The sequence below is a fragment of the Pseudoruegeria sp. HB172150 genome (genome assembly GCF_013184805.1).
Lineage (GTDB): Bacteria > Pseudomonadota > Alphaproteobacteria > Rhodobacterales > Rhodobacteraceae > Psychromarinibacter.
This window is the reverse complement of sequence record NZ_JAATNG010000003.1, coordinates 349,817-374,990: the sequence shown is the minus strand read 5'-3', so window position 1 is coordinate 374,990 and position 25,174 is coordinate 349,817. Positions and strand designations below refer to the sequence as shown.

Genomic DNA, 25,174 nt, shown 5'->3' with positions numbered 1-25,174 from the left:
CTCACAGTACGTTGATCTACGTGCCTTAGTCAGTGCGTGTTGGGCGGTTGGTATCCCGGTGGTGCATCTTCGCATATTCCCGCTGCAAGTGAAGGCAATGCACGCCATGGTCGTCGGAGCGAGTGGTGGCGGGGCGATTTTGCTCGGACGAGATGCAAGTTATCCTGCTCTCTTGGCCTTTACACTGGCTCACGAGATCGGCCACATAGCCCTAGGTCATGTGCACGCCGGAAATGCATTGATTGATGTTGAAGACCCGGCTTTGGCCCTGGTAGATGATGAAGAAGAGCGCAGAGCGGACGAGTACGCAATGTCGCTTTTAACTGGTGCCCCGGAGCCCGAAATTACTACCGAGCTCGAGAGATACAACGCGCCAACGCTTGCCGCGGCGGTAATGAGCGCCGGACCTATCCATCGGATCGAGCCGGGCACACTCGCTCTCTGTGTTGGGCACAGGCAACGTAACTGGGCGGTTGTCATGTCTGCGCTGAGCTTCATCTATTCGCAACCGGTTGCAATTTGGAAAGCCGTGAACAGTGTTGCGCGTGCGGAAATAGACTGGGAATCAATGAGCGAAGACGATGGGGATTTCGTGAGAGCGCTACTTGATCTCGATGACCTCTGACGGCTGCTATCTAGACAACGACGTGGTGTTAAAGACATGCGCGTACGGCGTTGGAGCAGATCTCGTTAAGATGAGTACTTGCGGAACCCTCGTGCCGGCAATACTTGCTCTCGCCAAGTACACACTTTGTTCAACGGTCCGGCGATCAAGAACGATCGTAGATCAATCCACAGCGGCCAACCAACTGTGCGAGCTTCTCGATCGCGTCCGCCTTTTGGAACCTACACCAGACGAAATTATGGCTGCTGCGGAGCTTGAGTCAGCAGCCATGGCGGCAAACCTTTCTTTTGACGCTGGAGAAAGCCAGTTGGTTGCGATGCTGATCGCGCGTAATGGCCTTGTCTTCATTAGCGGAGACAAACGGGCGGCAAAAGCGATCAGCGAAATTCTACCAGAGTTGGAGCGCAGATTGGCATGTTTGGAACAAGTCATGCACACTCTTGTTACGGACCTCGGGCTCGATCCCATACGCAGGGCAGTTTGCCGCGAAGTGAATGCGGACAGAGCGACGGCAATCTGCTTCCAGTGTGCGTCACCACAGGTTGATGCCGCTGCAGTTCAGAGCGCGCTGGTGAGTTACACCAACGCCCTCAGATCCGATACTGGCAGCTTACTCGTTGAAGGCGCTGGTGTTTCACTCACGAAAATTGCGTAGAAATACGGCGTAGGGAGATCTTAGCGTAGCTACTAGCTTGATTTCCCGCGTATTCGGCACCTGATCATTCAACAATCTGGGAGCGTCCAGCACTTCCAGACAGGCTTTGTCTACCCTTCCGGAGACATACTTGCTCCCAATCCGCCCGCTGCTCGGACCAACTGGGACGATGGTTTGGTCTAGCGGCAGTTTCATGTCCACCTGCTCAAGACTGTCAATCAACAATGCAAACCGCGATCCAAGGACCCGTATTTCGGGCGGAATCGTTGACCAGTTGATATTGTCTGGAGAACATTCTGCCGCTTCCAGTTGCTCAGCAAAATGATTGGAGTTCATTGGCTCCATCATTAGATGGATCGGTGCACCGTTGGCCTCGTGTGTTTTGGCAAAAGGCTGGACCATGGTACTGGGGTGGCAAGTGTTGCCACCATAGCCCCACATTGCGTACCCGGCGTCGTCGATCTCCTTGCGCTTACGCGCAATGATCTCTGCCAGATCTTCCCGGGCGTGGGTACCGACCTTCATGAAAAGTACACCTGCTCCGGGCTTGAATATGTCGTTCATTACTCACCTCCAAAAAGCTCCACGAAATACTCTTCATCGGGCGCTTTGCCGTAGTCGGGCCGTTTCTTCTCTCGCACGTAGCGAACCGTCGGCGGTTGATCCATGCCGTAAAAGTTGGTGAGCCGTTCAGTGGCAATTGGCTCGCTTGGGGTTAAGATAGGCGCATTATCCGGCAATGAAGAGATGTAGAGATTGCAGGACAGAAGATCTGGGTCATCATCAAGATGATACCGGTGCAACTTTCGCTGCATTCGAGACACATAGAAACCTGCCCGACTCGCATGCCGCTGAACATTAGCCAAGACAACCTTGGGCCAAGGTCTTTCGTCATCATCAGCGATAACGATCATGCCCTCACCAGTCCTCTTGATGGCTTCGATTCCTCGGTCAACGAAAACGTTGACACTCTCGCCGGCGTTTGAAGCGCCCCAAGGCGGGTTTGTGTAAAAAAGGTCGAACTCGGGCATTTGGGGAAAAGGGTCAAGAACGTTGTAAAGGTGTGCGTCCAGATGCTCAATCCGCTCTTTGTCTGCAAATCGCTTTACCGCCTGAACTGTACGCTCATCGAAATCAAAAACGGTGATCCGCGTAGGTCCGAAGTTCAAAACGTCACGTGCCCTCAAGTAAGCAACGCAAACACTGATGGCGTCACCATCTCCAATGAATGCTAATCGTTTCCCGTCCGCCCAGTCGGCTACAATTTCGCTCTGCATGACCATGTCACCCACTTTCATGTGGATCTGATCAAAGTTCCGTAGTGGCCTTGGTCTATTCTGGACTACATCCGAGACGGCATTTACAGCCTCGCGAAGATCTACCTGATCCGTCATGTGTCACCCCCTGTAAGTCTTGTTTTCATCAGCCGTTCTTGCATTCGAGCGGCAATTTTCTCCTTCGATTCGGAGGTGTCGAAGAAATGCACGGGGCAGCCTGATAAGACCCCATATTGGATGGCGAGAGCGGCCTGAAGCTGGGTGTGCATTACGGCCTCCTCGCGGCTGATCGGCTGTCTTCCGGTCAGTTCAGGATGAAGACGCGATAGTGTCGTGTCCGGATCGACATATGTGACCCATATCTCGTCTAGGCCCAATGACGTAAGGCGGTTGGAAGTGAAGGCTGTGCAGCGAAATCCGTAAGGTTCCTTGGTAACAGGGTGGCTATCAATGATTAGATGCTGCTTTGTCCGCTTCTTTTTGGCGAAGTTGGCAAGCTTATTGTCCACCGCGAGGATATCTTCCGGGGAAACTAAGCTAGCAGACGCCCGGCGCAGCTCCTTATTGTCAACCGCGTTCGATACGCGATCCTGAATATGGCGGGCCAGCTGTTCGCTATACTTCCATGTGGCCAGGCCCGGCATCTTGAGAACCAAAGCATCTAAAGAAGTCGTTTTTCCAGACCCCGGCGCTCCTGTTAGGTAAACTGTCTTCATTATTCTGTTTCCGAGTTTCAGAAAACGACAATTGCCCGATTCTACCTACTGTGGAAGTAATTTTATGCTTATCACCGGGCTTGTTTGATTTAGCTGCGAAATTCCCGCAAAGTTGCCGAGATTGTGCATACCCCAAAGATCAGTCGGCGGCCCGATCTGCGCTCAGCTCTTGAGCACTAGTTTGAATTTTGGTTGCTACTAACCGAAAATGCAGGAGACCAGCAGTATGAAGCCGACGCTCGTGTGCCGCGTGGGTGAGTTTCGACAAAAGTTCCGTTCGTTCGGCTTCGACCCATCGCACGCTGAATCTCGCGACAGGAAGAATCGGAGAGAAGTGTTTGTACGACAGATTGACATTGGCCGTTTTCGCGGACGCTTATCCAAACTCGACGACCCGGAGGCCGGAGCTGACATAGCGTTCGGGCTGTCCCAAAGTGCCGGTCCGAAGCCTTGGCGCGGCTAAAGGACAGCGCTCCCCAAAGGGCCCTCTTGATAGCCGTTGCATATGAGAGCTAAAGTGTCCACGGGCCTAGAAACCCGGACCGAGATAGACCGTACCACCTTTCGCGAGGTACCTTCCGTTGGCGCGGAAGGACGGTCGAATTCGCGAACGCTTGGCGGCGTTGCGACCTCCGACAGCTTATGTCGGGGTGGTGACGCTATACAAGACCTTCGCGGAAAATCGTCACGCCCGTCTCTCGGCGGGTTTCTAGCACCCCGGCGCCTGGCTGTTCCGGGCACGAGCCATAGAAACCCACAATGAGAGACTTGCGCCATGTATCATGTCATCGCGAAAATCGGGCGCCGTTGTGCGCTAAACCTGAATTATCTCTTTGATCCTTGTACCGCGTTCCGCCGGCGCGAGCCGCTGACACTGCCGCGTCAGAGTGGCATGGCCCGTCGTGCGCTTCTGGCTGCATTGCCCGCCTCGGGCGCAGCACTGGCGTTCCAGGCGCTGCCCTCGGCGGCGGAGTCTCCGAGCCCAATTATGCGCAGCTTTGGCGAATGGCAGCGGCTTAGGGATGCCACGAGCGGCGTTCCTGAGGACGAATGTGATCGTCTGTTCGACTCGATGTGCGCCATCGCTAGTGAGATGATGGAAATGCCCGCCCAAGACGGCCGCGATGTATTGGCCAAGGTCGTAGCCTGGACTAGCTGGGGCTATCTCGGGTTGCCGGAAGGCTCCGAACACGCGCTATTCTGGACGGAGGTGACCACCATGCTCGGTCAAGGGCCCGAAGTGCATATGGCTGCGGCGGATTGACTATGACAAAAATCAGCTTCACCCGTCGCGCCCTTCTGGCATTTTTCCCTACGCTGAACTCCTCGATCGCTTTCCTTGCATTCGCTAGAACACCGGCGATGGCGGTCAGCGATCCCCACAGCGAATGGCTCGCGGAATGGCGTGACACGCGCATGCGCTACAATGACGCGATCGGCCTGACCGGACATCCAACTCCGGAGAGTGACAAGATTTGGAGTCGTCTGACTTTCCTCGAAAATGAACTCAAACGAACCCCGGCCCGAACGATCAAGGGTGCCGCAGCTCAAATCGGCTACATACTAGAAGAGTCGGCAGGCGAATTCACGTACGCCGGACACGAAGAGGCACTTGCCTCGGCGCTGAATGCGCTCGGCGGAACCTGAATTTTTCTCGGCGGGATTGGCGTTGCGTCACCTGCAATCTCGCAGGCGGTGCAACGCCGGTTCGGCGAAATCTCAGGATTAATCGGAAGCGACTGCAACCGGTCAGCCGTCTATGCGGGAAGCATCAATGCGCGTTTCACCGCAAAAGGATGACAAAACATGACACAGGCAAACGCGGTTCTCTCGGCGGATCGGCTTCTGACTCGGACTGAGGTTGAGGATCACTTTGGCATTTCCCGACGCTTTCTTGAAATATCTGCCGTGCGTGGCGATGGGCCTCCCATGATCCGGCTCAATCGCTCAGTAAAGTACAAGGTCTGCGATCTTCGTGAATGGATCGAAAGTCACCGGGTTCTATCGACTTCGCAGGATCTCCCCGAATGAGTGACCCTGTTCAAGCTCGAAGGGCAAAGCAATGAGCGAAGCGGAGCGCATTACCCGTGCTCTCGGCGGAGTTTGGCGTGGAGGTTCGGGATCGGCACCTTGCCCGGTTTGTCAGCCGGAGGGTCGGCAGGATCAGCGGGCACTCTCACTGACCGATAGCCAGGGCCGATTGTTGGTCCATTGCCACAAGCGGGGCTGTGACGCGCTGGCCGAACTGCAGCGCCGCGGTATTGCCGAAAAGAGAACGGGCAATCAGGAACGATTTGACCCGGCGGAACAGCGGCGGAAGCGGGAGGCTGAGCGGAAGCGTCATGCCACTCGTCTGCGCGCCTCACACGAGCTCTTCGAGGCCGGTATTAGCTGCGGCGGAACGATCGCGCAAACCTATCTCGAAAGCCGTGGGATTGTGGGTCTCAAATTTGGGAAAATGAACAGAACGCTTCGGTTTCACCCAAGCGCCCTGCACGGCCTGAGTGGCCGTCATTTGCCCGCGATGCTCGCGCAGATCCGAGGCTCGAATGGTGAGGCGCTCGGGATCCACCGGACCTTCCTGCGCGATGACGGCTCGGGAAAGGCCGACGTGAAACCCGCTAAAATGATGCTTGGGCCCTCGTCGGGTGGTGCGGTGCGGTTTGGACCGAATGCACCGGTGATCGCTTTGGCTGAAGGCATCGAAACCTCGCTGTCGATTTCCCTGGCTTCACGCATGACGGTCTGGGCAACCCTGTCGACCTCGGGGCTGAAGGCTCTTGTACTCCCGCCACCACCGGTGGCCGAGGTGGTGATCATTGCGGCCGACCATGATGACGCAGGCATGGCAGCGGCGCAAAGCGCTGGCGAACACTTTGAAGCCGAAGGTCGGGCCGTCTCGATCATCCAGCCTCACGAGCCAGGCACCGATTTCAATGACCTACTAAGGGGCGACGATGAGCAGTTCCAAAAAGATCGCGGAGATGGTCGAAGAGGCGACAGCCGAAGCGAAAGCCAAATCAAAGCGGCGGACGAAACACGGTCGGTTCAAAGTTGAATACGGACAGGTTTGGCGAGAACTCGAAGACGAGAGTTCGAGCAAGCGTTGGGTGGCATTTGTCTCCGAAGTGAACATCCTTGCCCGCACCCGCAATGCGGATGGCGAGGACCATGGGCGCCTCCTCGAGGTCATCGATTGCGATGGTCGAAGCCATGTTTGGGCCATGCCGGCCGCGCTGCTAGCCAGCAGCGGTGAAGCGATTTTTGCTGAGCTCCTCCGGCTTGGCATGGAACCGGTCCCGACTGTCGGACGCAAGTGGCGCCAATGGGTGATAGAGTACATCCTCACAGCGGAACCACTAGAACGCGTTCGTTGCGTCTCCTCAATCGGCTGGCACGACAGATCCTTCGTTCTTCCAGATGAAACGCTGTCGGCCGAGAGCAACCCAGAACGGGTCATCTTGCAGAGCACTGACAGACTTGACCACTCGCTCAACACGGCGGGGACATTGGAAGAGTGGCGCGAGCAAGTTTCGTCCAAGGCCGCAGGCAATTCCCGCCTGGTGCTCGCTGTATCGGCCGGCTTCGCTGCCCCATTGCTAAACCTGACCGCCGATGAAGGTGGCGGCTTCCACTTTCGAGGCGGGTCGTCGTCAGGCAAGTCAACTACGCTGACGGTTGCAGGGTCGGTCTGGGGCGGAGGTGGTGCCCGTGGATATGTCCAGAGCTGGCGGACCACAGACAACGCCCTTGAGGCATTGTGTGCGACCCATGACGACGCACTTCTGTGCCTGGACGAGATATCCCAGATCGAGTCGAAATCGGCCGGTGCCGCCGCTTATATGCTTGCCAACGGGGTCGGCAAAGCACGCGCTGGACGCGAAGGGCAAGCGAGGAAAAGCCACGAGTGGCGACTCCTGTTTCTATCAAGTGGCGAGATGGGCCTCTCGGACAAGATCAGCGAAAGCGGAGCAAGGATTGCGGCCGGCATGGAAGTTAGGGTCATTGATCTTCGTGCGGACGCCGGCGCGGGGTTGGGGCTTTTCGAGCAGCTGCACGGTGCATCTGACCCGGGTGCCTTTGCCCAGGAACTAAAGGCCGCTTCTACGCGGTGCTACGGCACCGCCGCGCGCGCCCTGATCGCCTCCGTTGTTTCGGACCTCCCGAAAGCAAGGGAAGAGCTCGCGAAGATGCGCCACGAATATAAGCGCAGTATTCTCCCTGCCGACGCGGCCGGACAAGTCAGCCGCGTCGCGGACCGCTTCGCACTTGTCGCGGCCGCGGGGGAATTGGCCACAGGTCTCGGAATCACGGGATGGGAAGAGGGGGAAGCGCTCAGCGCAGTGCACCGGTGCTTTAACGATTGGATTGCCGAGCGGGGGGGGCTCGGGTCAAGCGAGGTATCGGACGCCCGTCTTCGAATCCGGCGCGCTATTGAAGTCGACGGCCATAGCAGGTTCCTACCCTGGCAACGGGATCCGCGTACTGTCCTCCGCATGAACACTCTGGGTTACGTGCGGCGTGAGGACGACGATCAGCCCGATCGTCCGCCGGTCTATTATCTTCACGCGTCGGGAATAAGCGAACTGCTCAACGGTCTCGATCGGCGCTCAGTCCTCGAAGGGCTTGCCGAGATCGGCGTGATCGTCCGGCAGGACGTCGAAGAGAAGGGTGAGACCAAATCCGCATTGAACAAGGGCTTCAAGGTCCCAAGCGAAAAGACCACGAAGCGGCTCTACGAGCTGAACTTCACGGCCGTGATGGCGGATGGAGACGGAGATGCGTAATCGGCGCGGAACGCCGGACTGGGAGCGCCTCCGATACTTGCCTGATCGGTTGCGCCAGACAGAACAAGATCTGGCGCTTGACCTCGCCGAAGAGCGTGCAGCGATCATGCAGTACGAAGGCGGACTGAGCCGCAAAGAGGCCGAACGCGAAGCGTTCGAAAAGCACTCCCCGCGCCCCTAGTCCTCAGGAGGGGGTCGCGCCAATCGGGGTCGCGTCCAACACACTCAACCCGAGGCCTCGAACAGAGAGAAGCCGGCGGCGCGTGCCGATCGGATTGGAACCGGGGTCTGGTGCGATAGATCGCGGGTCCTTCTGAGAGATGGGCGTATACGGTCGCGCTGAGCATATCGATTTTTCGACTGCCATTTTCTGGAGGGGTGCAACTATTTAGCCGGTTGCAACGGTTGCGCCCCAATCCCTAGCAACTACAGCGTGTGCGTCGTGCTTGCCTGGGCACCGGGTTCAAGCGACCAAAGCATTCAGTGGGATCTGATTTCTGGGGCAACATCACATCACTCATTGGAGGGGAAATGACCCTCAACGGCCGTGGTCATAAGTTGATTATCAATGGATTTCAGCGGCTTACTGGTAACAGAGTTGCCCAGCTCTGTTACCGGTTTTGTTACCATTTTGGCCCGATTAAGTTACGCAAATTCAATAAGTTACATAGAGTGGTAACAAGGTAACAGAAGTAACAGCGATTTCTGTAGCTTCGGATTTCGATGCCTGGCGCGCAGGATGCCATCTCAAGTTTCACGGGATTGGGACAGGTGGAAATTTCACGCGACAGGGCCCTCGCCACGCCCGCGCGAATGGCAGGCGAATGGACTGGAAGCGGCCTTCAATGGCTCGCCATCATGACCGGCGCTGTGGTAGCCATGTGGTAGCCAAGAAAAGCGAAAGGCTTAGCCGCTTCCACCTAAGGCTTTGATAAAGTGGTGAGCCGTGCAGGATTCGAACCTGCGACCCACTGATTAAAAGTCAGTTGCTCTACCAACTGAGCTAACGGCCCACTCGAGGCGCCTACCTAGGTAAACCGCTCTGCCCGGTCAAGGCCAAAAACGCCCTGAAAAACACGGGTACTGGATTCCATATCCACAGGGGTCTATATGCCGCGCCATGCGCGATCAGGGCGGACATATGGGCCTTGCCTTCCACAAGATGCACGGGCTGGGCAACGACTTCGTGGTGATAGATCGCCGCGAAGGCGGACCCATCGTGACCAAAGCCCTGGCAGAGCGGCTTGGCGACCGGCATCGCGGGGTCGGTTTCGACCAGCTCGCGGTCGTCGAATCGGATCCCGACGCCGACGCGCGCCTGATCTTTTACAACGCCGACGGCTCGCCCTCGGCCACCTGCGGCAACGCCACCCGCTGCATCGCCCGGTTTCTGATGCAGGAAACCGGCACCGACAAGCTGATGCTGCGCACCGAGCGCGGCATGCTGGACTGCGAAGATGCCGGCGCTGGGATGACTCGCGTCAACATGGGCGCACCGATCACGGACTGGGCCGACATCCCGCTCGCCCGGGAAACCGACACCCTGCAGCTGCCGATAGAGGGCGACCCCGTCGCTACCGGCATGGGCAATCCGCACTGCACCTTCTTCGTGGACGATGCCGAGGCTGTCGACCTCGCCACGCGCGGCCCCGAACTGGAGCATCACCCGCTTTTCCCGGAACGCACCAACGTACAGTTCGCCCATCTGATCGGCCCCAACCACCTGCGCATGCGGGTGTGGGAGCGCGGCACTGGCATTACGCTGGCCTCCGGCTCGTCCTCCTGCGCCGTCGCCGTGGCCGCCGTGCGCCGCGGCCTGACCGGGCACAGCGTAACCATCACCCTCGACGGCGGTGACATCTATATCGACTGGGAGGAAGAAGGCGTCTGGATGACCGGCCCCACCGCCCATGTTTTCTCGGGCCACCTCACCGAAGCCTTCCTGGAGACGGTGTGATGGACCGCGCCGCCCCCAAATTCACAACCCTCGGCTGCCGCCTGAACGCCTACGAGACCGAGGCGATGAAAGAACTCGCCGCTGCCCACGGCGTCGGCGACGCCGTCATCGTCAATACCTGCGCCGTGACGCAGGAAGCCGTCCGCAAGGCCCGGCAGGAGATCCGCCGCCTCCGGCGCGAGAATCCGACGGCCCGCGTCATCGTCACCGGCTGCGCCGCGCAGACCGACCCCGACAGCTTCGCCGCCATGGCAGAGGTCGACCATGTCATCGGCAATGCGGAAAAGATGCAGCCCGCCACCTGGCGCGGCCTCGCCCCCGACCTGATCGGACAGACGGAACCGGTGCAGGTCGACGACATCATGTCGGTGACGGAAACCGCCGGCCACCTGATCGACGGCTTCGGCACCCGGTCCCGCGCCTACGTCCAGATCCAGAACGGCTGCGACCATCGCTGCACCTTCTGCATCATCCCCTTCGGCCGCGGCAATTCCCGCTCTGTCCCCGCCGGGGTCGCCGTGGATCAGATCAGGCGGCTGGTCGAGCGCGGCTATAACGAAGTGGTGCTGACCGGCGTCGACCTGACCTCCTGGGGTCAGGACCTGCCGGGCGAACCACGCCTCGGCGATCTCGTCATGCGGATCCTGAAACTGGTCCCCGACCTGCCGCGCCTGCGCATCTCCTCTATCGACTCGATCGAGGCGGACGAGAACCTGATGCGCGCCATCGCCGAGGAACCGCGGCTGATGCCGCATCTGCACCTTTCCCTGCAGGCCGGCGACGACATGATCCTGAAACGGATGAAGCGCCGCCACCTCCGCGACGATGCGATCCGTTTCTGCGAAGAGGCGCGCGCACTACGCCCCGACATCACCTTCGGCGCCGACATCATCGCCGGTTTCCCGACCGAGACCGAAGTGATGTTCGAGAACTCTCTGAAACTCGTCGAGGACTGCGGCCTGACCTGGCTCCACGTTTTCCCCTATTCCCCGCGCCCAGGCACCCCCGCCGCGCGCATGCCGCAGGTCCACGGCACCGCGATCAAGAACCGCGCTGCACGCCTGCGCGCCGCCGGCACCGAAGCCGTCGCAAAGCACCTCACCGCGCAGGTAGGTCAGGATCATGCCGTGCTGATGGAAAGCCCAACCCTCGGCCGCACCGCGCAGTTCGCCGAGGTCACCTTCACCGCACCGCAGCCCGAGGGACAGATCGTGAGCACCCGCATCGCTAGCCATGACGGCAACCGCCTGATCGCGGCCTGATGCATCCGAACCCGATTTTCCGGAAAGCGGACGACGCACAGAACATCGCCTTCGCGCACACCCGCGGCTTCGGCATCCTCGCCGTCAACGGCGACCCCGCGCCGATGCTCTCGCACATTCCCTTCGTCCTGAACGAAGATGGCTCGCAGGCAGAGCTGCACCTCGTCCGCTCCAACCCCATCGCCACCGCCTGCAGGGAAACGCTATCTGCCGCCATCGCCGTACAGGGCCCCGATAGCTACGTTTCCCCCGACTGGTACGGCATCGACGATCAGGTCCCGACCTGGAACTACGTCGCGGTCCACCTGCGCGGCACCCTGGAACGCCGCCCGCAGGAAGAACTCCTGCCGATGCTCGACCGCCTGTCGGAGCAATTCGAAATACAGCTCGCCCCCAAACCGGTCTGGCAAAGCGCCAAGATGACCGAAGACGTCCTGCAGCGCCTGTTACGCATGATCGTGCCGTTCACGTTCCGCGTCAGCCAGATCGACGGCACTTGGAAACTCGGCCAGAATAAGGACGAAGAAGTGCGCCTGCGCGCGGCTGACGCCATCGCCCGCGACGGCATCGGCGCAGAACTCGCGGCCCTAGCGGCCGCGATGCAGTCTCCGCCCGCCGAATAACGCACGCATTTCATATTCGCAATGATGTATGTCAAAGCGCACCCTCCCGCGCCACCAGCAGCATACCCCTACGGAAACGCGCATGTTCCTGTTGGGAGGAGTAAAGCAAATGCAGCCAAGGATCATTGCTGCCACAGCCATGCTCGGAATCGCGTTAGGTACGACTGCCGCCAAGGCTGAAGATGCCGGCTACGGCGCAGCGCTCTACGCACAGCATTGCGCAACCTGTCACGGCGAGGCCGGCAAGGGCGATGGCCCGCTGACCGAACTGCTGACGGAAAAGGTCCCGGACCTGACCGCGCTGGCGGCCGGAAATGAAGGCGCATTCCCGATGCTCGACGTGATCCACATCATCGACGGGCGGACGGGGCTGCGCGGCCATGGCGGGCCGATGCCGACCTTCGGCGACGTGTTCATGGCCAATCTGGCCGATGAATCGACGCCGATGACCGGTGACATCAGCGATGTGCTGGAGACACGCGGCCGAATACTGTCGCTGGCGCTCTACCTGGAATCGATCCAGCAGTAAACGATACAAACGGCCGGGCGCCACACGGCGCCCGGCCAATGGACATCCCTGCGCCGCGACCCTACGGTCCGCGGCAGGAGGATCCGCCGATGATGCAGCTCTACGACAACCCCGCCTCACCCTTCTGCCGCAAGGTGCAGGTGGTGCTCCGCGAAACCGGCCAGTTCGACGAGGTCGAGACGGTCTTCGCCATCGGCCACCCCCTCGCGACGGAACAGATGCCGGTCGCGCAGAACCCGCTGGGCAAGATCCCCTGCCTGACACGCGACGATGGCCCAGCGATTTATGACAGCCGCGTGATATGCCGGTTCCTCGACGCCCGCGCCAACACCGGCCTCTACCCGCAGGCAAGGCTGTGGGAAATCCTGACGCTCGAGGCAACGGCGGACGGCATCATGGATGCGGCGGTGCTGATGGTCTACGAGGGCCGCTCGCGGCCCGAGGGCATCCGCTACGCCGCCTGGGTCGACGCGCAATGGGACAAGGTCGCCCGAGCCCTCGACGCCGTCGGCAGCCGCTGGATGGGCCACCTCGCCGGACCGCTGAATATGGGGCAGATCGCGGTCGCCTGCGCACTGGGATATCTCGATTTCCGCCATGGCGACCGCGACTGGCGCAAGGGTCGCGACGGCCTGGCCGCGTGGTACGAGACCTTCTCGACGCGCAAAACCATGGCTGAAACGACGCCAAAAGCCTGACTCAGAGCCAGATAACCCTAGGACGGTCCAAACCCGAGCCTTGTCCGGACAGCGTCAGAAGCTGAAGGACACCCCGACATTCAGCGCGTTGGTCATCAGGTCGGTCTCAAGCGTACCGCCGCCGTCCAGGTCGGCCTTGTTCATCGAGTACACGCCCTTGTACTCGCCAAAGAGGCCCCAGCGGTCGTTGATATTGTACTTGAGCCCGGCCACCGCCTGCACCGCGACGCCGGTCATCTGGTAGTTGAACGTCTCCACACCGCCGGTATCCACCTCGACGTGGGGAATCGAAAGGCCCGCACCGGCGCCGACATAGGGCGTCAGTCGTCCGTTCGCCCATTGCCCGGGCCAGCGGTACCAGACATTCGCCGTCACCGTGTTGATGCCGTCGGAGAATTCGAGCGTATTGAACCCGTTATCGGCCAGCGTCTCGTCGGACGCGTAGACCTTGTTGTGCGAGAAATCGAGGCCAAAGCCGAGATTCGGGTTGCGGGGCGTCCACCAGGTGGCGCGAACCCCCCAGTAAGGCGGCATCTCGAAGGACCGGCCCTCCCATTCCGACAGGAAGCTGAACGAACCCACCCCGGTCGGGTCGTTGCCCTCGACGCGGCTGTGCGGCGCCGTCTGGTATCCGGTGTAAAAGCTAAGCTCGGTCTCCGCCGTGGCGGGCGCAGCCAGAAACAGGCATGCGAACGCGCCTGCTACCAGGCTCCGAACGATGTATTTTCCGCTCATGCCACAAGGGCCCCTTCTGTTCCCGCTTTTCCACGGGCTTTTCGGCTTGTCCGGCCGCAGAATTTCAAATCCCGCACCGCTTGGCCAGAGGCAAATGGGTAACATCTCCTGTAGATTCAACAGGATTTCTTAACTTTCCGGGCCTGATTGCGACAATGCGCCCCAGCCACGGGCGAATGCCCGCTTTACCCCTCACGGCTTCGCGAATATTACGGCGGTGCATAAGGTGCGGGGGCTCTTCCGCGCCCAAGATCGGAATTCGGGCCGAAAACGGCCCAGGAATGGAGAAACGCTCGTGTCCCACGCAGATGATCACGAAGGCACGCGTCGCGACTTTCTTTACTACGCGACTGCCGGTGCCGGCGTTGTGGCCGCCGGCGCGGTCGCCTGGCCGCTGGTCAACCAGATGAACCCCTCGGCCGACGTCCAGGCACTCAGCTCGATTCGCGTCGATGTCAGCGGCGTCGACGAAGGCACGCAGCTCACTGTAAAATGGCTGGGCAAGCCGGTCTTTATCCGTCGCCGCACGCAGGAAGAAATCGAAGAGGCGAACGCCGTCGACGTCGATACGCTGCCGGACCCGAACGCGCGCAACGCCAACCTGGATGACGACGCACCCGCGACCGACGCCAACCGCGCCCTGCCTCCGGCTGAAGGCGCCGAGGTCGCGAATCCCGAGGAATGGCTGGTCATGATGGGCGTCTGCACCCACTTGGGCTGCGTACCGCTCGGCAATGCCGGCGACTTCGGCGGCTGGTTCTGCCCCTGCCACGGCTCGCACTACGACACCGCCGGCCGGATCCGCAAAGGTCCCGCGCCTGAAAACCTGCCGGTTCCGGTCGCCGCCTTCGACGGCGCCGATACCATCGTGCTCGGCTAAGGGAGGATATCATGGCTGGAATTCCCCACGACCATTACGAACCCAAGACCGGCTTCGAAAAGTGGCTGCACGTGCGCCTGCCGGTGGTTTCGCTGATCTACGACACGATCATGATCCCCACCCCGAAGAATCTCAACTGGTGGTGGATCTGGGGCATCGTTCTGGCATTCTGCCTCGCACTGCAGATTGTCACCGGCATCGTCCTGGCGATGCACTACACGCCGCATGTTTCCAATGCCTTCGCCTCGGTCGAGCACATCATGCGCGACGTGAACGGCGGCTTCATGCTGCGCTACCTGCATGCCAACGGCGCCTCGCTGTTCTTCTTCGCCGTCTACATCCACATCTTCCGCGGCCTGTTCTACGGCTCCTACAAGGCCCCGCGCGAGGTGACATGGATCATCGGCATGCTGATCTACCTGCTGATGATGGCCACCGGCTTCCTCGGCTACGTGCTGCCCTGGGGCCAGATGTCCTTCTGGGGCGCCACGGTGATCACCGGCCTGTTCGGCGCCATTCCGTTCGTCGGCCCCGACATCCAGACCTGGCTGCTTGGCGGACCCGCCGTGGACAACGCCACGCTGAACCGCTTCTTCTCGCTGCACTATCTCCTGCCCTTCGTCATCGCCGGGTTGGTAATCGTGCACATCTGGGCCTTCCATACCACCGGCAACAACAACCCCACCGGGGTTGAGGTCCGCCGCGGCTCCAAGGAAGAAGCGGCCAAGGACACGTTGCCGTTCTGGCCCTACTTCGTGATCAAGGACCTGTTCGCGCTGTCGCTGATCCTGCTGATCTTCTTCGCGATTGTCGGCTTCATGCCGAACTACCTCGGCCACCCCGACAACTATGTCGAGGCGAACCCCCTCGCGACGCCCGCGCATATCGTGCCCGAATGGTACTTCCTGCCGTTCTACGCGATCCTGCGCGCCTTCACCTCCGACGTCTGGGTGGTGATGTTCGCAAGCTGGATCACCGGCGGCATCGTTGACGCCAAGTTCTTCGGCGTGCTGGCGATGTTCGGCGCGATACTTGTAATGGCGCTGGTGCCCTGGCTCGACACTTCGTCGGTCCGTTCGGGCAAGTACCGGCCGATGTTCAAATGGTGGTTCTGGCTTCTGGCCATCGACTTCGTCGTCCTGATGTGGTGCGGCGCACAGCCGGCCGAACCGCCCTATTCGACGATCTCTCTGATCGGCGCGGCCTATTGGTTCGCCTACTTCCTGGTGATCTTGCCGCTGCTCGGCGTGATCGAGAAACCGCTGCCGCAGCCTGCGACCATCGAAGAGGATTTTGCCGAGCATTATCCCGACTCCGTGGCCTCCGGCGACGTGAAACCGGCCGAGTGAGAAAGGCGAGACTGATGATCCGCAACAAGACCCTTTCCGCCTTCGTCATCTCCCTGGCCCTCGGCGCTGCGCCGATGGCCGCCTGGGCCCAGGAAGAAGATAGCCATGGCGAAGGCGCCATGGCCGAAGAGGAGCATGCCGACGCCGCTCATGCCGAGGGCCACACGCATGACTACCAGTTCTCCTTCGAAGGTCCCTTCGGTACCTACGACCAGTACCAGTTGCAGCGCGGCCTGCAGGTCTACACAGAGATCTGCTCCTCCTGCCACGGGTTGAAATTCGTTCCGCTCCGTACCCTCGGTGACGAGGGCGGGGTCGGCCTGCCCGAAGATCAGGTTCGCGCCTACGCGGAACAGAACTTCGAGGTCTTCGATGCCGAGCTGGACGATTACCGCCCGGCCATCCCGACCGACCACTTCCCGGCAAACGACTCTGTCGGCGCACCGGACCTGTCGCTGATGGCCAAGGCCCGCGCCGGCTTCCACGGTCCCTACGGCACCGGTATCAACCAGTTCTTCAAGGGCATGGGCGGCGCCGAATACATCACCTCGATCCTCACCGGCTATACCGGCGAGGAAAAGGTCGAGGCGGGCACGACCTTCTACGAGAACACCGCCTTCGCCGGCGGCTGGATCGCGATGGCCCCGCCGCTTTACGACGAGGCGGTGGAATTCGAGGACGGCTCCCCGAACGACGTGGAGTCGATGGCTCAGGACGTCGCCGCCTTCCTGATGTGGACGGCGGAACCCAAGATGATGGCCCGCCAGCAGACCGGCCTCGTCGCGGTGATCTTCCTCGTGCTGCTGACCTCGCTGCTCTACCTGACCAACAAGCGCATCTGGGCGCCGATCAAGAAGGGCAAGGCCACACCGGCCGAGTAATCGCGGCCCGGCACGGTTCGGAAAGCCACTCAATCAAAAAGACGCCCTCGCAACTTTCTGCGGGGGCGTTTTCAGTTCGGCAAAGCGCAATAGGCGAAGTTGCAGGCACCGCGTACGGGCCGGCACCACCAGTACCCCGCCGCCTCTCACTCCTTCTGCGCCAGCATCAGCTCCACGCGTTTCAGCTCCCGCAGGATCCGTTCCGCCTGCAGTTGGGGCATCAGGCTCAGCTTCAGCTGGGTCGCAAGGATGAACAGCACCGTCGCGCTCAACCCCCAGCGCAGCGCCATCAGAACATCCGTCGTGCCAAAGAACCGCACCGCGCACCACGCGCCCGCCAGGAACATGACGGTCTGCACTACCATGATCACCCAGGTCATCCAGCCCAACCGTCCGCGAAACAGGCTCATTCCAAGGGCGAAATAGCCCTTTTCCTGCGTCGCCTCCCAGATCGCGCTATCTTCTGCGCGCAGCGCCTCCTCAATCAGCTTGTCCAGTCTCTCAGTCATCTTTGCCTCCATCCAAAGCGGCCCTCAGCGCCGCTCTCGCATGCATCAGCCGGGTTTTCACAGTACCCGGCGGAATATCCAAAGCCATCGCCACCTCGGCGATGCTCATATCTTCGAGGTAGAACAGCGCTACGGTCGCCGCCTGCGCCGGCGGCAGCGCCGATACCGCCCGCCGCACCGCGGCCGCCTCCACTGCTGCCGGCCCGTCTTCCGGCACGACTGTCTCGGTCTGCACCTCGACCGCACCCGCCAGCTCCCGCTGCCGCCGTGCCCCGTCGATCGTACGCGCCGTCTTTCGCGTGACGATCCGCAGGGACCACGCCGGAAACGCCCGCGGATCGCGTAACCCGGACAGCCCGCGCAGGATATCCATCCACGCCTGCTGCACCGCGTCCGCCGCCTGGTCCGCATTCCCGAGCAGCCGCGCCGCATGCGCCAGCATCCGCGGATGTCGGCGACGCACCAGCTGATCGAGCGCCCCGCGGTCCCCCGCCTGCGCCCGCATCACCAGCAGCTCCTCGAATATCCTCGCCTTGTCGCGCATTGCGTCCCGCCGCTGTCACACCCTAAAGGTGACGCCGCGACGCGATCCGGTTCAACCCGCGCCGAGATATTCCTGCAGCTCCGGCGGCGGGTCGGCCAATAGCGCCTGCGTTTCCACCGGCGCCCGCGCCATGCCATCCGCCACCAGCACGGTCTGCCCGCCCAGACGCGCCGCATCGCCCGGATCATGCGTAACCATCAGAACTGTCGCGCCCGTCTCCGCCGCGACCTCTCTCACAAGTTCCAGCATTTCCGTCCTTAACGCCGGGCCCAACGCCGCAAACGGCTCGTCCAGCAGCATCACCGGCCGCGCCCGCAGAAGCACCCGCGCCAACGCCACCCGGCTCGCCTGCCCGCCCGACAGCTCCGCCGGTCTTCGCCCGCCGAATCCCTCCAGCCCGACGCGTTTCAGGCTCGCCTCCACCTTCGCCGCCTCCTCCTGCGACAACCGCAGCGACGGCTTCACCCCCAGCCCGACATTCTGCGCCACCGTCAGGTGCGGAAACAGGTTGTTGTCCTGAAACACGATGGACACCGGCCGCTCCCCCGGCTCCAGCCCGGTCAGGTCCTGCCCGTCGCACAGCACACGCCCCGCATCCGGAGCCAGAAACCCCGCCACCACGCTAAGCAGTGTCGACTTGCCCGCCCCCGACGGCCCCAGCACGGCCACACGCGCTCCGGCCTCCACGACGAAATCCGCCGTCAGGCGGAAATTGCCCTGCTCCACAACGATCCCCTCAAGCGCCAGCACGCAGCCGTCCTCCTCTGTCGAACACCCAGAACAGCCCGAGGCTGCACAACAGCAGCAACAGCGCCGCCGCCGCCGCTTCCTCCATCCGGTACCCCGACATCAGCGCATAGAGCTGCATCGGCAACGTCACCCGGTCCGGATCGGCGAACAGCGCGATCACCCCGAGGTCCCCCATCGACAGGGCTGCCGCCAGACCGGCGGCAAACCCCATCGGCCGCGCCAGCCTCGGCAGCACCAGATACCGCAGCCGCGCCCAGCCGCGCATCCCCAGGCTGTCCCCCAGCCGCCCGTAAACAGTCTCTATTTCCGCCAAGGAGGGCGCCATCGCCCGATAAGCGAAGGGCAGGCTCATCAGCGCGTTCACCACCGCCGTGATCGGCAGGGCCAGCGCCACTGGATCCGTCAGCCGGAAAATCAGGATGAATAGCCCGGTCCCGATCACCAGCGGCGACACCGCGATCGACAACGCCGCCAGCGCCTCAACCCAGGCCGCGTACCGTCCGCGCCGCCGCTGCGCCAACTCCGCCAGCGCCAGCCCCAGCACCAGAGTCAGCAGGGCCGATAAAAGCGCCACCGCCAGCGACCGACCCGTCGCCGCAAAGACCGGCGCGCCAAGCGACCCGATCCCCGGCACGCCCCGCGCCACGATCAGACCCAGCGGCACCAGCAGGAACGCCGCCGCAAGCACCACCACCGCCGCGTCCTGCGCCCGCAGCCAGAACGATCCGATCCCCCAGCGTTCCACCACCCGGTCCAGCCCGCCGCCGAACCCACCGGGCAGCGCCACCCGCCACGCCGCCAGCGCCGCAACCGCGCAGATCCCGAACTGGATCAGCGACAGCAACGCCGCCTTCCCAAGATCGAACTCGAACCGGAACGCCTGGTAGATCGCCAGTTCCACTGTCGTGCCCCGGGGCCCCCCGCCCAGCGCCAGCGCCACCGCGAAACTTGTAGTGCAGATCAGGAAGATCACCAGCAGGCACCCGGGCACGACAGACCGCAGCATCGGCCATTCCAGCACCCGCGTCACCTCGCCCGGTCCCATTCCCAGCGATGCCGCCAGCCGGAACCGTTCCGCCGGGATCGCCAGCCAGCCCTGCAGGATCAGCCGTGTCGCCAGCGGCAGGTTGAAGAACACATGCGCCAGCACCACGCCATGCAACCCGTAGATCTGGACAGGCTCTAACCCGAGCAAAACCAGCAAGACCGACAGCAGCCCGTTCCGCCCGAACACTGCCAGCAGCCCCAGAACCGCGACGATGGTCGGCAGGATGAAGGGCGCGCCCAACAGCGTCACCAGCACGCTTCGCCCCGGGAACGACCGCCGCGCCAGCGCCCGCGCCACCGGCACCGCCAGTGCCACGCTCAGCACCGCCGACAGCGCCGCCTGTATCAGCGTGAACCGGATCGCCGCCCACTCCGCCGGCCCCAGCCGCGGCGCCTCCTCCGCACGCCACGCGACCGCAGCCAGCGTGCCGAGCGTCAGCGCCAGAACCAGGGCCACCGCCAGCGCTTGTATCAGCCCGCCGATCACCCGCACGCGAACGTCTCCAGCGAAGGGAAATCCACCCTAGCCTCTTCTGGCCGCAAGTATTCCGGGGGCCGTCCAGAGTGCGCCATCGGTGCAAGCACGATGGACGGCGGGGGGCAGAGCCCCCCATCGCACAACATAGCCATAAGCGCCGCCCCCTACCGCGCCAGCGCCGCCAGCCATTTCTCCAGCGCCGCCTCCCGCGCGCTGTCGGCCTCTTCCGGCGGGTACATCAGCGCAACATCCGGCTCGACCAGCCCGCCGAACCCATCCGGCAAACCGACCTCGGGCAGCACCGCTGGGTACATCCAGTTCGTCGTCGGGATCACCCCCTGGAACCCGTCGGTCAGCATGAAGCGCAGGAACGTGTCCGCCAGTTCCGGCTGGTCCGTTCCCGCCAGCTTTCCCGCCACCTCGACCTGCATGTAATGCCCCTCCGAAAACGCCGCGGCCGCCTTGGTCGCATCGTCCTCTGCGACGATGTGATAGGCGGGAGAGGTCGTGTAGCTCAGAACCATGTCCGCCTCGCCATCGAGGAACAGGCCATAGGCTTCCGACCACCCTTTCGTCACCGTCAGGATATTGTCCGACAGCGCCTCCCAATACGCGCCCGAAGTATCGCCGAACACCGACTCGACCCACATCAGCAGCCCGAGCCCCGGCGTCGAGGTGCGCGGATCTTCAAGGATCACCTGCAGATCGCTCGCCGCCAGCTCCTCCAGGCTCCCCGGCACGTCCGACAGCTTCGTCGTGTCATAGACAAAAGCGAAATAGCCCCAGTCGAACGGCAGGAACAGGTCGTCGTCCCACGCGATCGGCAGGTCCAGCTCCGCCTCGATCCCGTGCGGTGCGAACAGCCCGGTTTCCTTGGCCAGCGCCATCAGGTTGTTGTCCAGCCCCAGCACCACGTCCGCGTCGCTCCGCGCGCCTTCCAGCCGGATACGCGACAGCAGGGCCGCGCCGTCCCCGGACCCGATCAGCTGCAGGTCGCAGCCGCAGGTTTCCTCGAAAGCCGCCTCTATCTGCGGGCCCGGCCCCCATTCGGTGATAAAGCTGTCATAGGTCAGCACCCGAAGAACGGGTTTGTCCTGGGCCAGAACGGGCCCGGCAAACGTGGCAATCAGGGCCGTGGCGATGATGGGTGTCCGCATCGGATGTCCTCCATGGCCGACGGAAACGGGCAGTTTGGAGACATCCAACCTTCCCTCCGCCGGTATTAACCGGTTCAGGTTCGACGGGTTCGCTTGCGCATCTCAGCCCCGGACATCGTCCGGCGCACCCCGAGGTAGGCGGGACCGTAACGCGAGGTCCCGCCGGCCACAAGCGCCGTTACGACAGCGCCTCCAGCCATTCCGCCAGCGCCGGCTCACGCAGCGCGTCGGCCTCGTTCTCGTCGTAGAATAAGGCCTTTTCAGGCATGTCGAGGGTGTCGAACCCGTCCGGCAGCCCCGCTTCCGGCATCTTAGCCGGCAGCGACCAGTTCGCCGTCGGGATCGTCGACTGGAACTCCTCCGTCAGGATGTAGTCCATGAACGCCTGCGCAAGGTCCGGCTGACCGGTGCCCTTCACCTGCGCGACCAGCTCGGTCATGAAGTAATGCCCTTCCGGAAAGATCGCCGCCTTCACCGTCGGGTCGTCCTCTGCGATCAGGTGATAGGCAGGAGAGGTCGTGTAGCTCAGCACCATGTCCGCCTCGCCGTCGGTGAACATGCCATAGCTTTCTGACCAGCCCTTGGTGACGGTCAGGATGCTGTCGTCCAGTTCCTTCCACGCCGCGCCGGCTTCGTCGCCGAACACCGCCTTGACCCACAACAGCAGCGCCAGGCCAGAGGCCGAGGTCCGCGGATCCTGGATCACGATCTTCAGGTCGTCGCGTTCCAGCAGTTCGGCAAAGCTTTTCGGCGGGTTCTCCACCCGGTCGGTATCGTAGACAAAGGCCGTGTGCCCCCAGTTGAACGGCAGAAAGATGTCGTCCGTCCACTCGATCGGCAGGTCCAGCGAGGCATTGTCCTGCCCGTGCGGCGCGAACAGCCAGGTCTCCCGCGCCCGCTTGGTCACGTCGGTGTTGAAGCCGATGACGATGTCGGCCTTGGTGTCCTCGCCCTCCAGCAACAGCCGCGGCAGCAACGCACCGATGGAATATTCAAGGTCGCAGTCGCACCGCGCTTCGAACCCCTCCTCGATAGCGGGCCCCGGCCCCCATTCGGAGCCGAAGTAATCGGGCGCGTAAACGGTCAGAACGGGCTTGTCCTGCGCCAGCGCGGGCTGGGCAAACGCGAACAGGGCCGTGGCGATGATCGAATATCTCATGACAGTCCTCCATTGTGACGGGGTCAGGCTGGAGGCATATCCATTAACCTTCCCTCCGCCGGTATTAACCGGATCAGGTTCGACGGGTCCGCTTTCGCGTCTCAGCCCTTGCGGGCTCCCCGAGGTGCCGGAAGACCTAGCGCGCTGTCACGGGGATGACAAGAACCGCCTCACATGCGCCCGTCCAGCCCCGGCGCACCCGGCCCCTGCGCCGCCACCCGGTCGCCCGGATTGACCGCCGGACACTTGTCCATCGACAGGCAACCGCAGCCGACGCACCCTGTCAGTTTGTCTCTGATACGGGCCAAAGCGGCGATCCGCGCCTCCAGATCCGCGCGCCATCCGTCCGAGATCGCTGCCCAGTCCTCCCGGCTCAGCGCCTTGCCCCGCGTCGCGTCGCCCAGCCGTTCGCGGATTTCCTCCAGCCGGATCCCCGCGCTCTGCCCGACCCGGATCACCGCCAGAACGCGCAAAGTATACCGCGGAAACCGCCGGTGATTGGCCGCATCCCGCTCCGACCGGATCAGCCCCTTGCGCTCGTAAAAGTGGATCGCAGAGACCGGCACGCCGCTGCGCTCCGACAGCATGCCAACGGAAAGATATTTCGGTGGATGAGCTTTGTCTTTGTTTTTCCTCATATCTTTCCCCTTGTCCTCAACTATAGTTAAGGCCGTAGGGTGGCTGAAACCTGTTCAGGACACAAGGATTTCCCATGCCCGCCCAACTCGACATCGCCCTGATCCAGGGCAGCATTCGCGACGGCCGTTTCAACGACACTGTCACCGAATGGACCGACCGCGAGCTGCGCAAGCGCGGCCTCGCCACCCATGTCATCGACCCGCAGACCCCGGCCCTGCTTCCGGTTCAGACCGGCGAGGCACATGCCGTCGAAACCCTGCGCTGGCAGCTCGAAGGCATGGACGGCTTCGTCATCGTCACGCCGGAATACAACCACGCCGCGCCCGGCCCTCTGAAAACCCTGATCGACGCGGCCAAGCCGGAATGGGCCGCGCGACCGGTCGGTTTCGTCTCCTACGGCGGCCTGTCCGGCGGCCTGCGCGCCGTGGAGTCACTCCGCCCCGTCTTTGCCGAGCTGCACGCCGTGACCATCCGCGAAACGGTCAGCTTCTCGTCGCCCTGGAAAAAATTCGGCCCCGGAAGCACCTTGATAGAGGATGACGTCGCGGTAACCGCGGAAACCGCCATGGACGCCTTCGCCGCCTGCCTTACATGGTGGGCGCGAGCCCTGCGCAGTGCCCGCGCCGAAAACCCCTACGAACAACGAGCCGCCTGAATGGACATACTCCGGGACCCCCGGGCGATCGCGCTGCTTCTGGCGGCTTCGCTCACCATAATGTCGAACGCCACGATCAGCCCGGGCTTGCCGGGGATCGAGGCGATGTTCTCCGAAACGCCGAACGCCGCGCTGCTGACCCGCCTGCTGGTCACCGCGCCGGCGCTGCTGATCGCCTTCGTCGCGCCCTTCGCCGGCATGGCCGCCGACCGCTTCGGCCGCAAGAAACAGCTGATCTTCGGCGTCGGCCTGTTCGCCATCGCCGGCACCGCCGGGCTCTACCTGCGCGACCTGCACATCCTACTAGCCAGCCGTCTGATCCTCGGCTTCTCCGTGGCCCTCGTCATGACGGCGCAGGCGGCGCTCCTCGGTGACATCTTCGCCGGCGAAAAACGCGGCCGCTTCATGGGCTACCAGATGTCCGCCGTCAATTTCGGCGGATTTTTCTTCATCGCCGCCGCCGGCTGGCTCGCCGGGCTGAACCCGATCTTCCCCTTCGCCCTCTACGGCATCGCCCTGCTCTACATCCCCTTCCTCCAACGCGCGCTCCCCGACAGCCACGCGCCCGAGCCCACGGGCCACGACGGCCCCGGCGCCAGCGGCGGCGAACCCGGCTGGCTCTTCACTCTCTGCCTCACGATCCTGCTCTGCGGCCTGACCTTCGCGCTGTTCTACGTGATGCCGACGCAGCTGCCCTACTTCCTCGCCTCCAGCGGCCATGAAGACCCCAAGCTCGCCGGCCTCGCCATGGGCGTCGTGGTTCTCGCCGCCGGCACCGCATCTCTGTTCTTCGGCGCGATCCGCCGCTGGTGCGGCCGCGCCGGCACCCCCGCTGCCGGCTACGTCTTCATGTCCATCGGCTTCTGGGTCCTGCACCTCTCCGGCGGCCTGCCGGTAATCGGCGCGGGCGCCGCCCTCGTCGGTATCGGCGTCGGCATCGTGATGCCCACCTTCGTCGCCATCGCGCTCGACGTCGCCCCGCCGCACCGGCGCGGCACAGTCAGCGGCGCCATCACCACCGCAATCTTCCTCGGCCAGTTCGTCTCGCCGTTCCTCAGCCAGCCGCTGATCGACAATCTCGGCTACAGGACCGCGTTCTTCATCGGCGCGGGCGTTCTCGCCCTCTTCGTCCCCGCGGTCCTCGTCGGCTTCCGCCGCCCGCGCAACGAATCCGGGGTCACCGCCTGACCAGCCCCGGGGCCGCCGGCCCTCGTTGCCTTGCGCGCGGCGCTCTGCTAACCGCTGGCCACCGACCTCGGGGA

28 protein-coding genes, 1 tRNA gene and 2 riboswitches are annotated in these 25,174 nt (G+C 62.6%); of the genes, 17 read left to right on the top strand and 12 right to left on the bottom strand.

All coding sequences use genetic code 11. The features are described 5' to 3' along the window. Window positions 1–97: 97 nt before the first annotated feature. Together HCO70_RS24630 and HCO70_RS16540 are read left to right on the top strand one after the other, a co-directional pair. Complete coding sequence (locus HCO70_RS24630) at window positions 98–625, top strand: ImmA/IrrE family metallo-endopeptidase (RefSeq protein ID WP_216665468.1); 528 nt, start codon at window positions 98–100, stop codon at window positions 623–625. Further along, window positions 606–1,280 (top strand): hypothetical protein, encoded by a 675-nt coding sequence (locus tag HCO70_RS16540; RefSeq protein WP_172298156.1) that lies wholly within the window; start codon window positions 606–608, stop codon window positions 1,278–1,280. The genes HCO70_RS24630 and HCO70_RS16540 overlap by 20 nt, the downstream gene beginning before the upstream one ends. Here HCO70_RS16540 and HCO70_RS16535 read toward each other — a convergent pair. The 3 genes from HCO70_RS16535 to HCO70_RS16525 are packed head-to-tail and all read right to left on the bottom strand — an operon-like array spanning window position 1,260 to window position 3,273. Beyond that, complete coding sequence (locus HCO70_RS16535; RefSeq protein ID WP_172298154.1) at window positions 1,260–1,844, bottom strand: hypothetical protein; 585 nt, start codon at window positions 1,842–1,844, stop codon at window positions 1,260–1,262. The two genes, HCO70_RS16540 and HCO70_RS16535, sit on opposite strands and share 21 nt — an antisense overlap. After that, window positions 1,844–2,674: a bis-aminopropyl spermidine synthase family protein gene (locus HCO70_RS16530; protein WP_172298152.1), complete on the bottom strand. Its 831-nt coding sequence runs from the start codon at window positions 2,672–2,674 to the stop codon at window positions 1,844–1,846. The genes HCO70_RS16535 and HCO70_RS16530 overlap by 1 nt, the downstream gene beginning before the upstream one ends. Next, window positions 2,671–3,273, bottom strand: coding sequence for an AAA family ATPase (locus HCO70_RS16525; protein ID WP_172298150.1), 603 nt, complete (start codon window positions 3,271–3,273; stop codon window positions 2,671–2,673). Before HCO70_RS16525 ends, HCO70_RS16530 begins: the two co-directional genes overlap by 4 nt. A 775-nt stretch (window positions 3,274–4,048) precedes the next feature. Here HCO70_RS16525 and HCO70_RS16520 point away from each other — a divergent pair. The 5 genes from HCO70_RS16520 to HCO70_RS16500 all read left to right on the top strand — a co-directional run bounded on the left by HCO70_RS16520 (window position 4,049) and on the right by HCO70_RS16500 (window position 8,241). Next, window positions 4,049–4,537, top strand: a complete 489-nt coding sequence (locus HCO70_RS16520; RefSeq protein WP_172298148.1) for a hypothetical protein — start codon at window positions 4,049–4,051, stop codon at window positions 4,535–4,537. 2 nt (window positions 4,538–4,539) lie between these two features. After that, entirely contained in the window at window positions 4,540–4,920 is a 381-nt protein-coding gene (locus tag HCO70_RS16515; RefSeq protein WP_172298146.1) for a hypothetical protein, read from the top strand. Between the two features lie 415 nt (window positions 4,921–5,335). After that, entirely contained in the window at window positions 5,336–6,331 is a 996-nt protein-coding gene (locus HCO70_RS16510) for a toprim domain-containing protein (protein ID WP_172298144.1), read from the top strand. Further along, entirely contained in the window at window positions 6,231–8,060 is a 1,830-nt protein-coding gene (locus tag HCO70_RS16505) for a DUF927 domain-containing protein (protein ID WP_172298142.1), read from the top strand. The genes HCO70_RS16510 and HCO70_RS16505 overlap by 101 nt, the downstream gene beginning before the upstream one ends. Then, complete coding sequence (locus HCO70_RS16500; protein WP_172298140.1) at window positions 8,053–8,241, top strand: hypothetical protein; 189 nt, start codon at window positions 8,053–8,055, stop codon at window positions 8,239–8,241. Before HCO70_RS16505 ends, HCO70_RS16500 begins: the two co-directional genes overlap by 8 nt. A gap of 756 nt (window positions 8,242–8,997) precedes the next feature. Here the strand turns inward: HCO70_RS16500 and HCO70_RS16495 are convergent. Further along, a tRNA-Lys gene (locus HCO70_RS16495) sits at window positions 8,998–9,073 on the bottom strand. 107 nt (window positions 9,074–9,180) lie between these two features. Between HCO70_RS16495 and dapF the strand changes: the two genes are divergently transcribed. From dapF to HCO70_RS16470, 5 genes are all read left to right on the top strand, one after another. After that, window positions 9,181–10,017 carry a diaminopimelate epimerase gene (gene dapF / locus HCO70_RS16490; RefSeq protein WP_172298138.1) on the top strand — a complete coding sequence of 279 codons (837 nt, stop codon included), beginning with the start codon at window positions 9,181–9,183 and terminating at the stop codon, window positions 10,015–10,017. Beyond that, a complete protein-coding gene (gene mtaB / locus HCO70_RS16485; RefSeq protein ID WP_172298136.1) occupies window positions 10,017–11,279 on the top strand; it encodes a tRNA (N(6)-L-threonylcarbamoyladenosine(37)-C(2))-methylthiotransferase MtaB in 1,263 nt (420 codons plus the stop codon). Before dapF ends, mtaB begins: the two co-directional genes overlap by 1 nt. Beyond that, the gene (locus HCO70_RS16480) at window positions 11,279–11,902 is read left to right on the top strand and encodes an FMN-binding negative transcriptional regulator (RefSeq protein ID WP_172298134.1); all 624 of its coding nucleotides are present in this window, start codon (window positions 11,279–11,281) and stop codon (window positions 11,900–11,902) included. The genes mtaB and HCO70_RS16480 overlap by 1 nt, the downstream gene beginning before the upstream one ends. 109 nt (window positions 11,903–12,011) lie before the next feature. Next, window positions 12,012–12,431 (top strand): cytochrome c, encoded by a 420-nt coding sequence (locus HCO70_RS16475; RefSeq protein WP_253913330.1) that lies wholly within the window; start codon window positions 12,012–12,014, stop codon window positions 12,429–12,431. A gap of 92 nt (window positions 12,432–12,523) precedes the next feature. Next, window positions 12,524–13,129 carry a glutathione S-transferase gene (locus HCO70_RS16470; protein WP_172298283.1) on the top strand — a complete coding sequence of 202 codons (606 nt, stop codon included), beginning with the start codon at window positions 12,524–12,526 and terminating at the stop codon, window positions 13,127–13,129. A 54-nt stretch (window positions 13,130–13,183) separates the two neighbouring features. Here the strand turns inward: HCO70_RS16470 and HCO70_RS16465 are convergent, their stop codons facing one another. Further along, window positions 13,184–13,864 (bottom strand): outer membrane protein, encoded by a 681-nt coding sequence (locus tag HCO70_RS16465; protein WP_172298132.1) that lies wholly within the window; start codon window positions 13,862–13,864, stop codon window positions 13,184–13,186. A gap of 295 nt (window positions 13,865–14,159) precedes the next feature. Here HCO70_RS16465 and petA point away from each other — a divergent pair, with 295 nt between their 5' ends. The 3 genes from petA to HCO70_RS16450 all read left to right on the top strand — a co-directional run bounded on the left by petA (window position 14,160) and on the right by HCO70_RS16450 (window position 16,974). After that, window positions 14,160–14,744 carry a ubiquinol-cytochrome c reductase iron-sulfur subunit gene (gene petA, locus HCO70_RS16460; protein WP_172298130.1) on the top strand — a complete coding sequence of 195 codons (585 nt, stop codon included), beginning with the start codon at window positions 14,160–14,162 and terminating at the stop codon, window positions 14,742–14,744. 11 nt (window positions 14,745–14,755) lie between these two features. Beyond that, a complete protein-coding gene (gene petB, locus HCO70_RS16455; protein ID WP_172298129.1) occupies window positions 14,756–16,093 on the top strand; it encodes a cytochrome b in 1,338 nt (445 codons plus the stop codon). 119 nt (window positions 16,094–16,212) lie between these two features. Next, a complete protein-coding gene (locus tag HCO70_RS16450; RefSeq protein WP_216665489.1) occupies window positions 16,213–16,974 on the top strand; it encodes a cytochrome c1 in 762 nt (253 codons plus the stop codon). A 146-nt stretch (window positions 16,975–17,120) separates the two neighbouring features. Here the strand turns inward: HCO70_RS16450 and HCO70_RS16445 are convergent, their stop codons facing one another. The 7 genes from HCO70_RS16445 to soxR all read right to left on the bottom strand — a co-directional run bounded on the left by HCO70_RS16445 (window position 17,121) and on the right by soxR (window position 23,256). Further along, window positions 17,121–17,483 (bottom strand): DUF6768 family protein, encoded by a 363-nt coding sequence (locus tag HCO70_RS16445; RefSeq protein ID WP_172298127.1) that lies wholly within the window; start codon window positions 17,481–17,483, stop codon window positions 17,121–17,123. Continuing rightward, window positions 17,476–18,027: an RNA polymerase sigma factor gene (locus HCO70_RS16440; RefSeq protein WP_172298125.1), complete on the bottom strand. Its 552-nt coding sequence runs from the start codon at window positions 18,025–18,027 to the stop codon at window positions 17,476–17,478. Before HCO70_RS16440 ends, HCO70_RS16445 begins: the two co-directional genes overlap by 8 nt. 51 nt (window positions 18,028–18,078) lie before the next feature. Next, the gene (locus tag HCO70_RS16435; RefSeq protein WP_172298123.1) at window positions 18,079–18,777 is read right to left on the bottom strand and encodes an ATP-binding cassette domain-containing protein; all 699 of its coding nucleotides are present in this window, start codon (window positions 18,775–18,777) and stop codon (window positions 18,079–18,081) included. After that, window positions 18,764–20,317, bottom strand: a complete 1,554-nt coding sequence (locus HCO70_RS16430) for an ABC transporter permease subunit (protein WP_371742249.1) — start codon at window positions 20,315–20,317, stop codon at window positions 18,764–18,766. The genes HCO70_RS16435 and HCO70_RS16430 overlap by 14 nt, the downstream gene beginning before the upstream one ends. 149 nt (window positions 20,318–20,466) lie before the next feature. Further along, a complete protein-coding gene (gene thiB, locus HCO70_RS16425) occupies window positions 20,467–21,459 on the bottom strand; it encodes a thiamine ABC transporter substrate binding subunit (protein ID WP_172298122.1) in 993 nt (330 codons plus the stop codon). 34 nt (window positions 21,460–21,493) lie between these two features. Further along, window positions 21,494–21,601: riboswitch (TPP riboswitch) on the bottom strand. Window positions 21,602–21,637: 36 nt separating this feature from the next. Continuing rightward, on the bottom strand, window positions 21,638–22,618 hold the full coding sequence (gene thiB, locus HCO70_RS16420) for a thiamine ABC transporter substrate binding subunit (protein WP_172298120.1): 981 nt from the start codon (window positions 22,616–22,618) through the stop codon (window positions 21,638–21,640). Window positions 22,619–22,651: 33 nt separating this feature from the next. After that, window positions 22,652–22,750: riboswitch (TPP riboswitch) on the bottom strand. A 38-nt stretch (window positions 22,751–22,788) separates the two neighbouring features. Further along, window positions 22,789–23,256 (bottom strand): redox-sensitive transcriptional activator SoxR, encoded by a 468-nt coding sequence (gene soxR, locus HCO70_RS16415; protein ID WP_172298118.1) that lies wholly within the window; start codon window positions 23,254–23,256, stop codon window positions 22,789–22,791. Window positions 23,257–23,330: 74 nt separating this feature from the next. Between soxR and HCO70_RS16410 the strand changes: the two genes are divergently transcribed. Next, window positions 23,331–23,912, top strand: coding sequence for an NADPH-dependent FMN reductase (locus tag HCO70_RS16410; protein ID WP_172298116.1), 582 nt, complete (start codon window positions 23,331–23,333; stop codon window positions 23,910–23,912). Then, on the top strand, window positions 23,913–25,100 hold the full coding sequence (locus HCO70_RS16405; RefSeq protein ID WP_172298114.1) for an MFS transporter: 1,188 nt from the start codon (window positions 23,913–23,915) through the stop codon (window positions 25,098–25,100). Window positions 25,101–25,174: the final 74 nt, after the last annotated feature.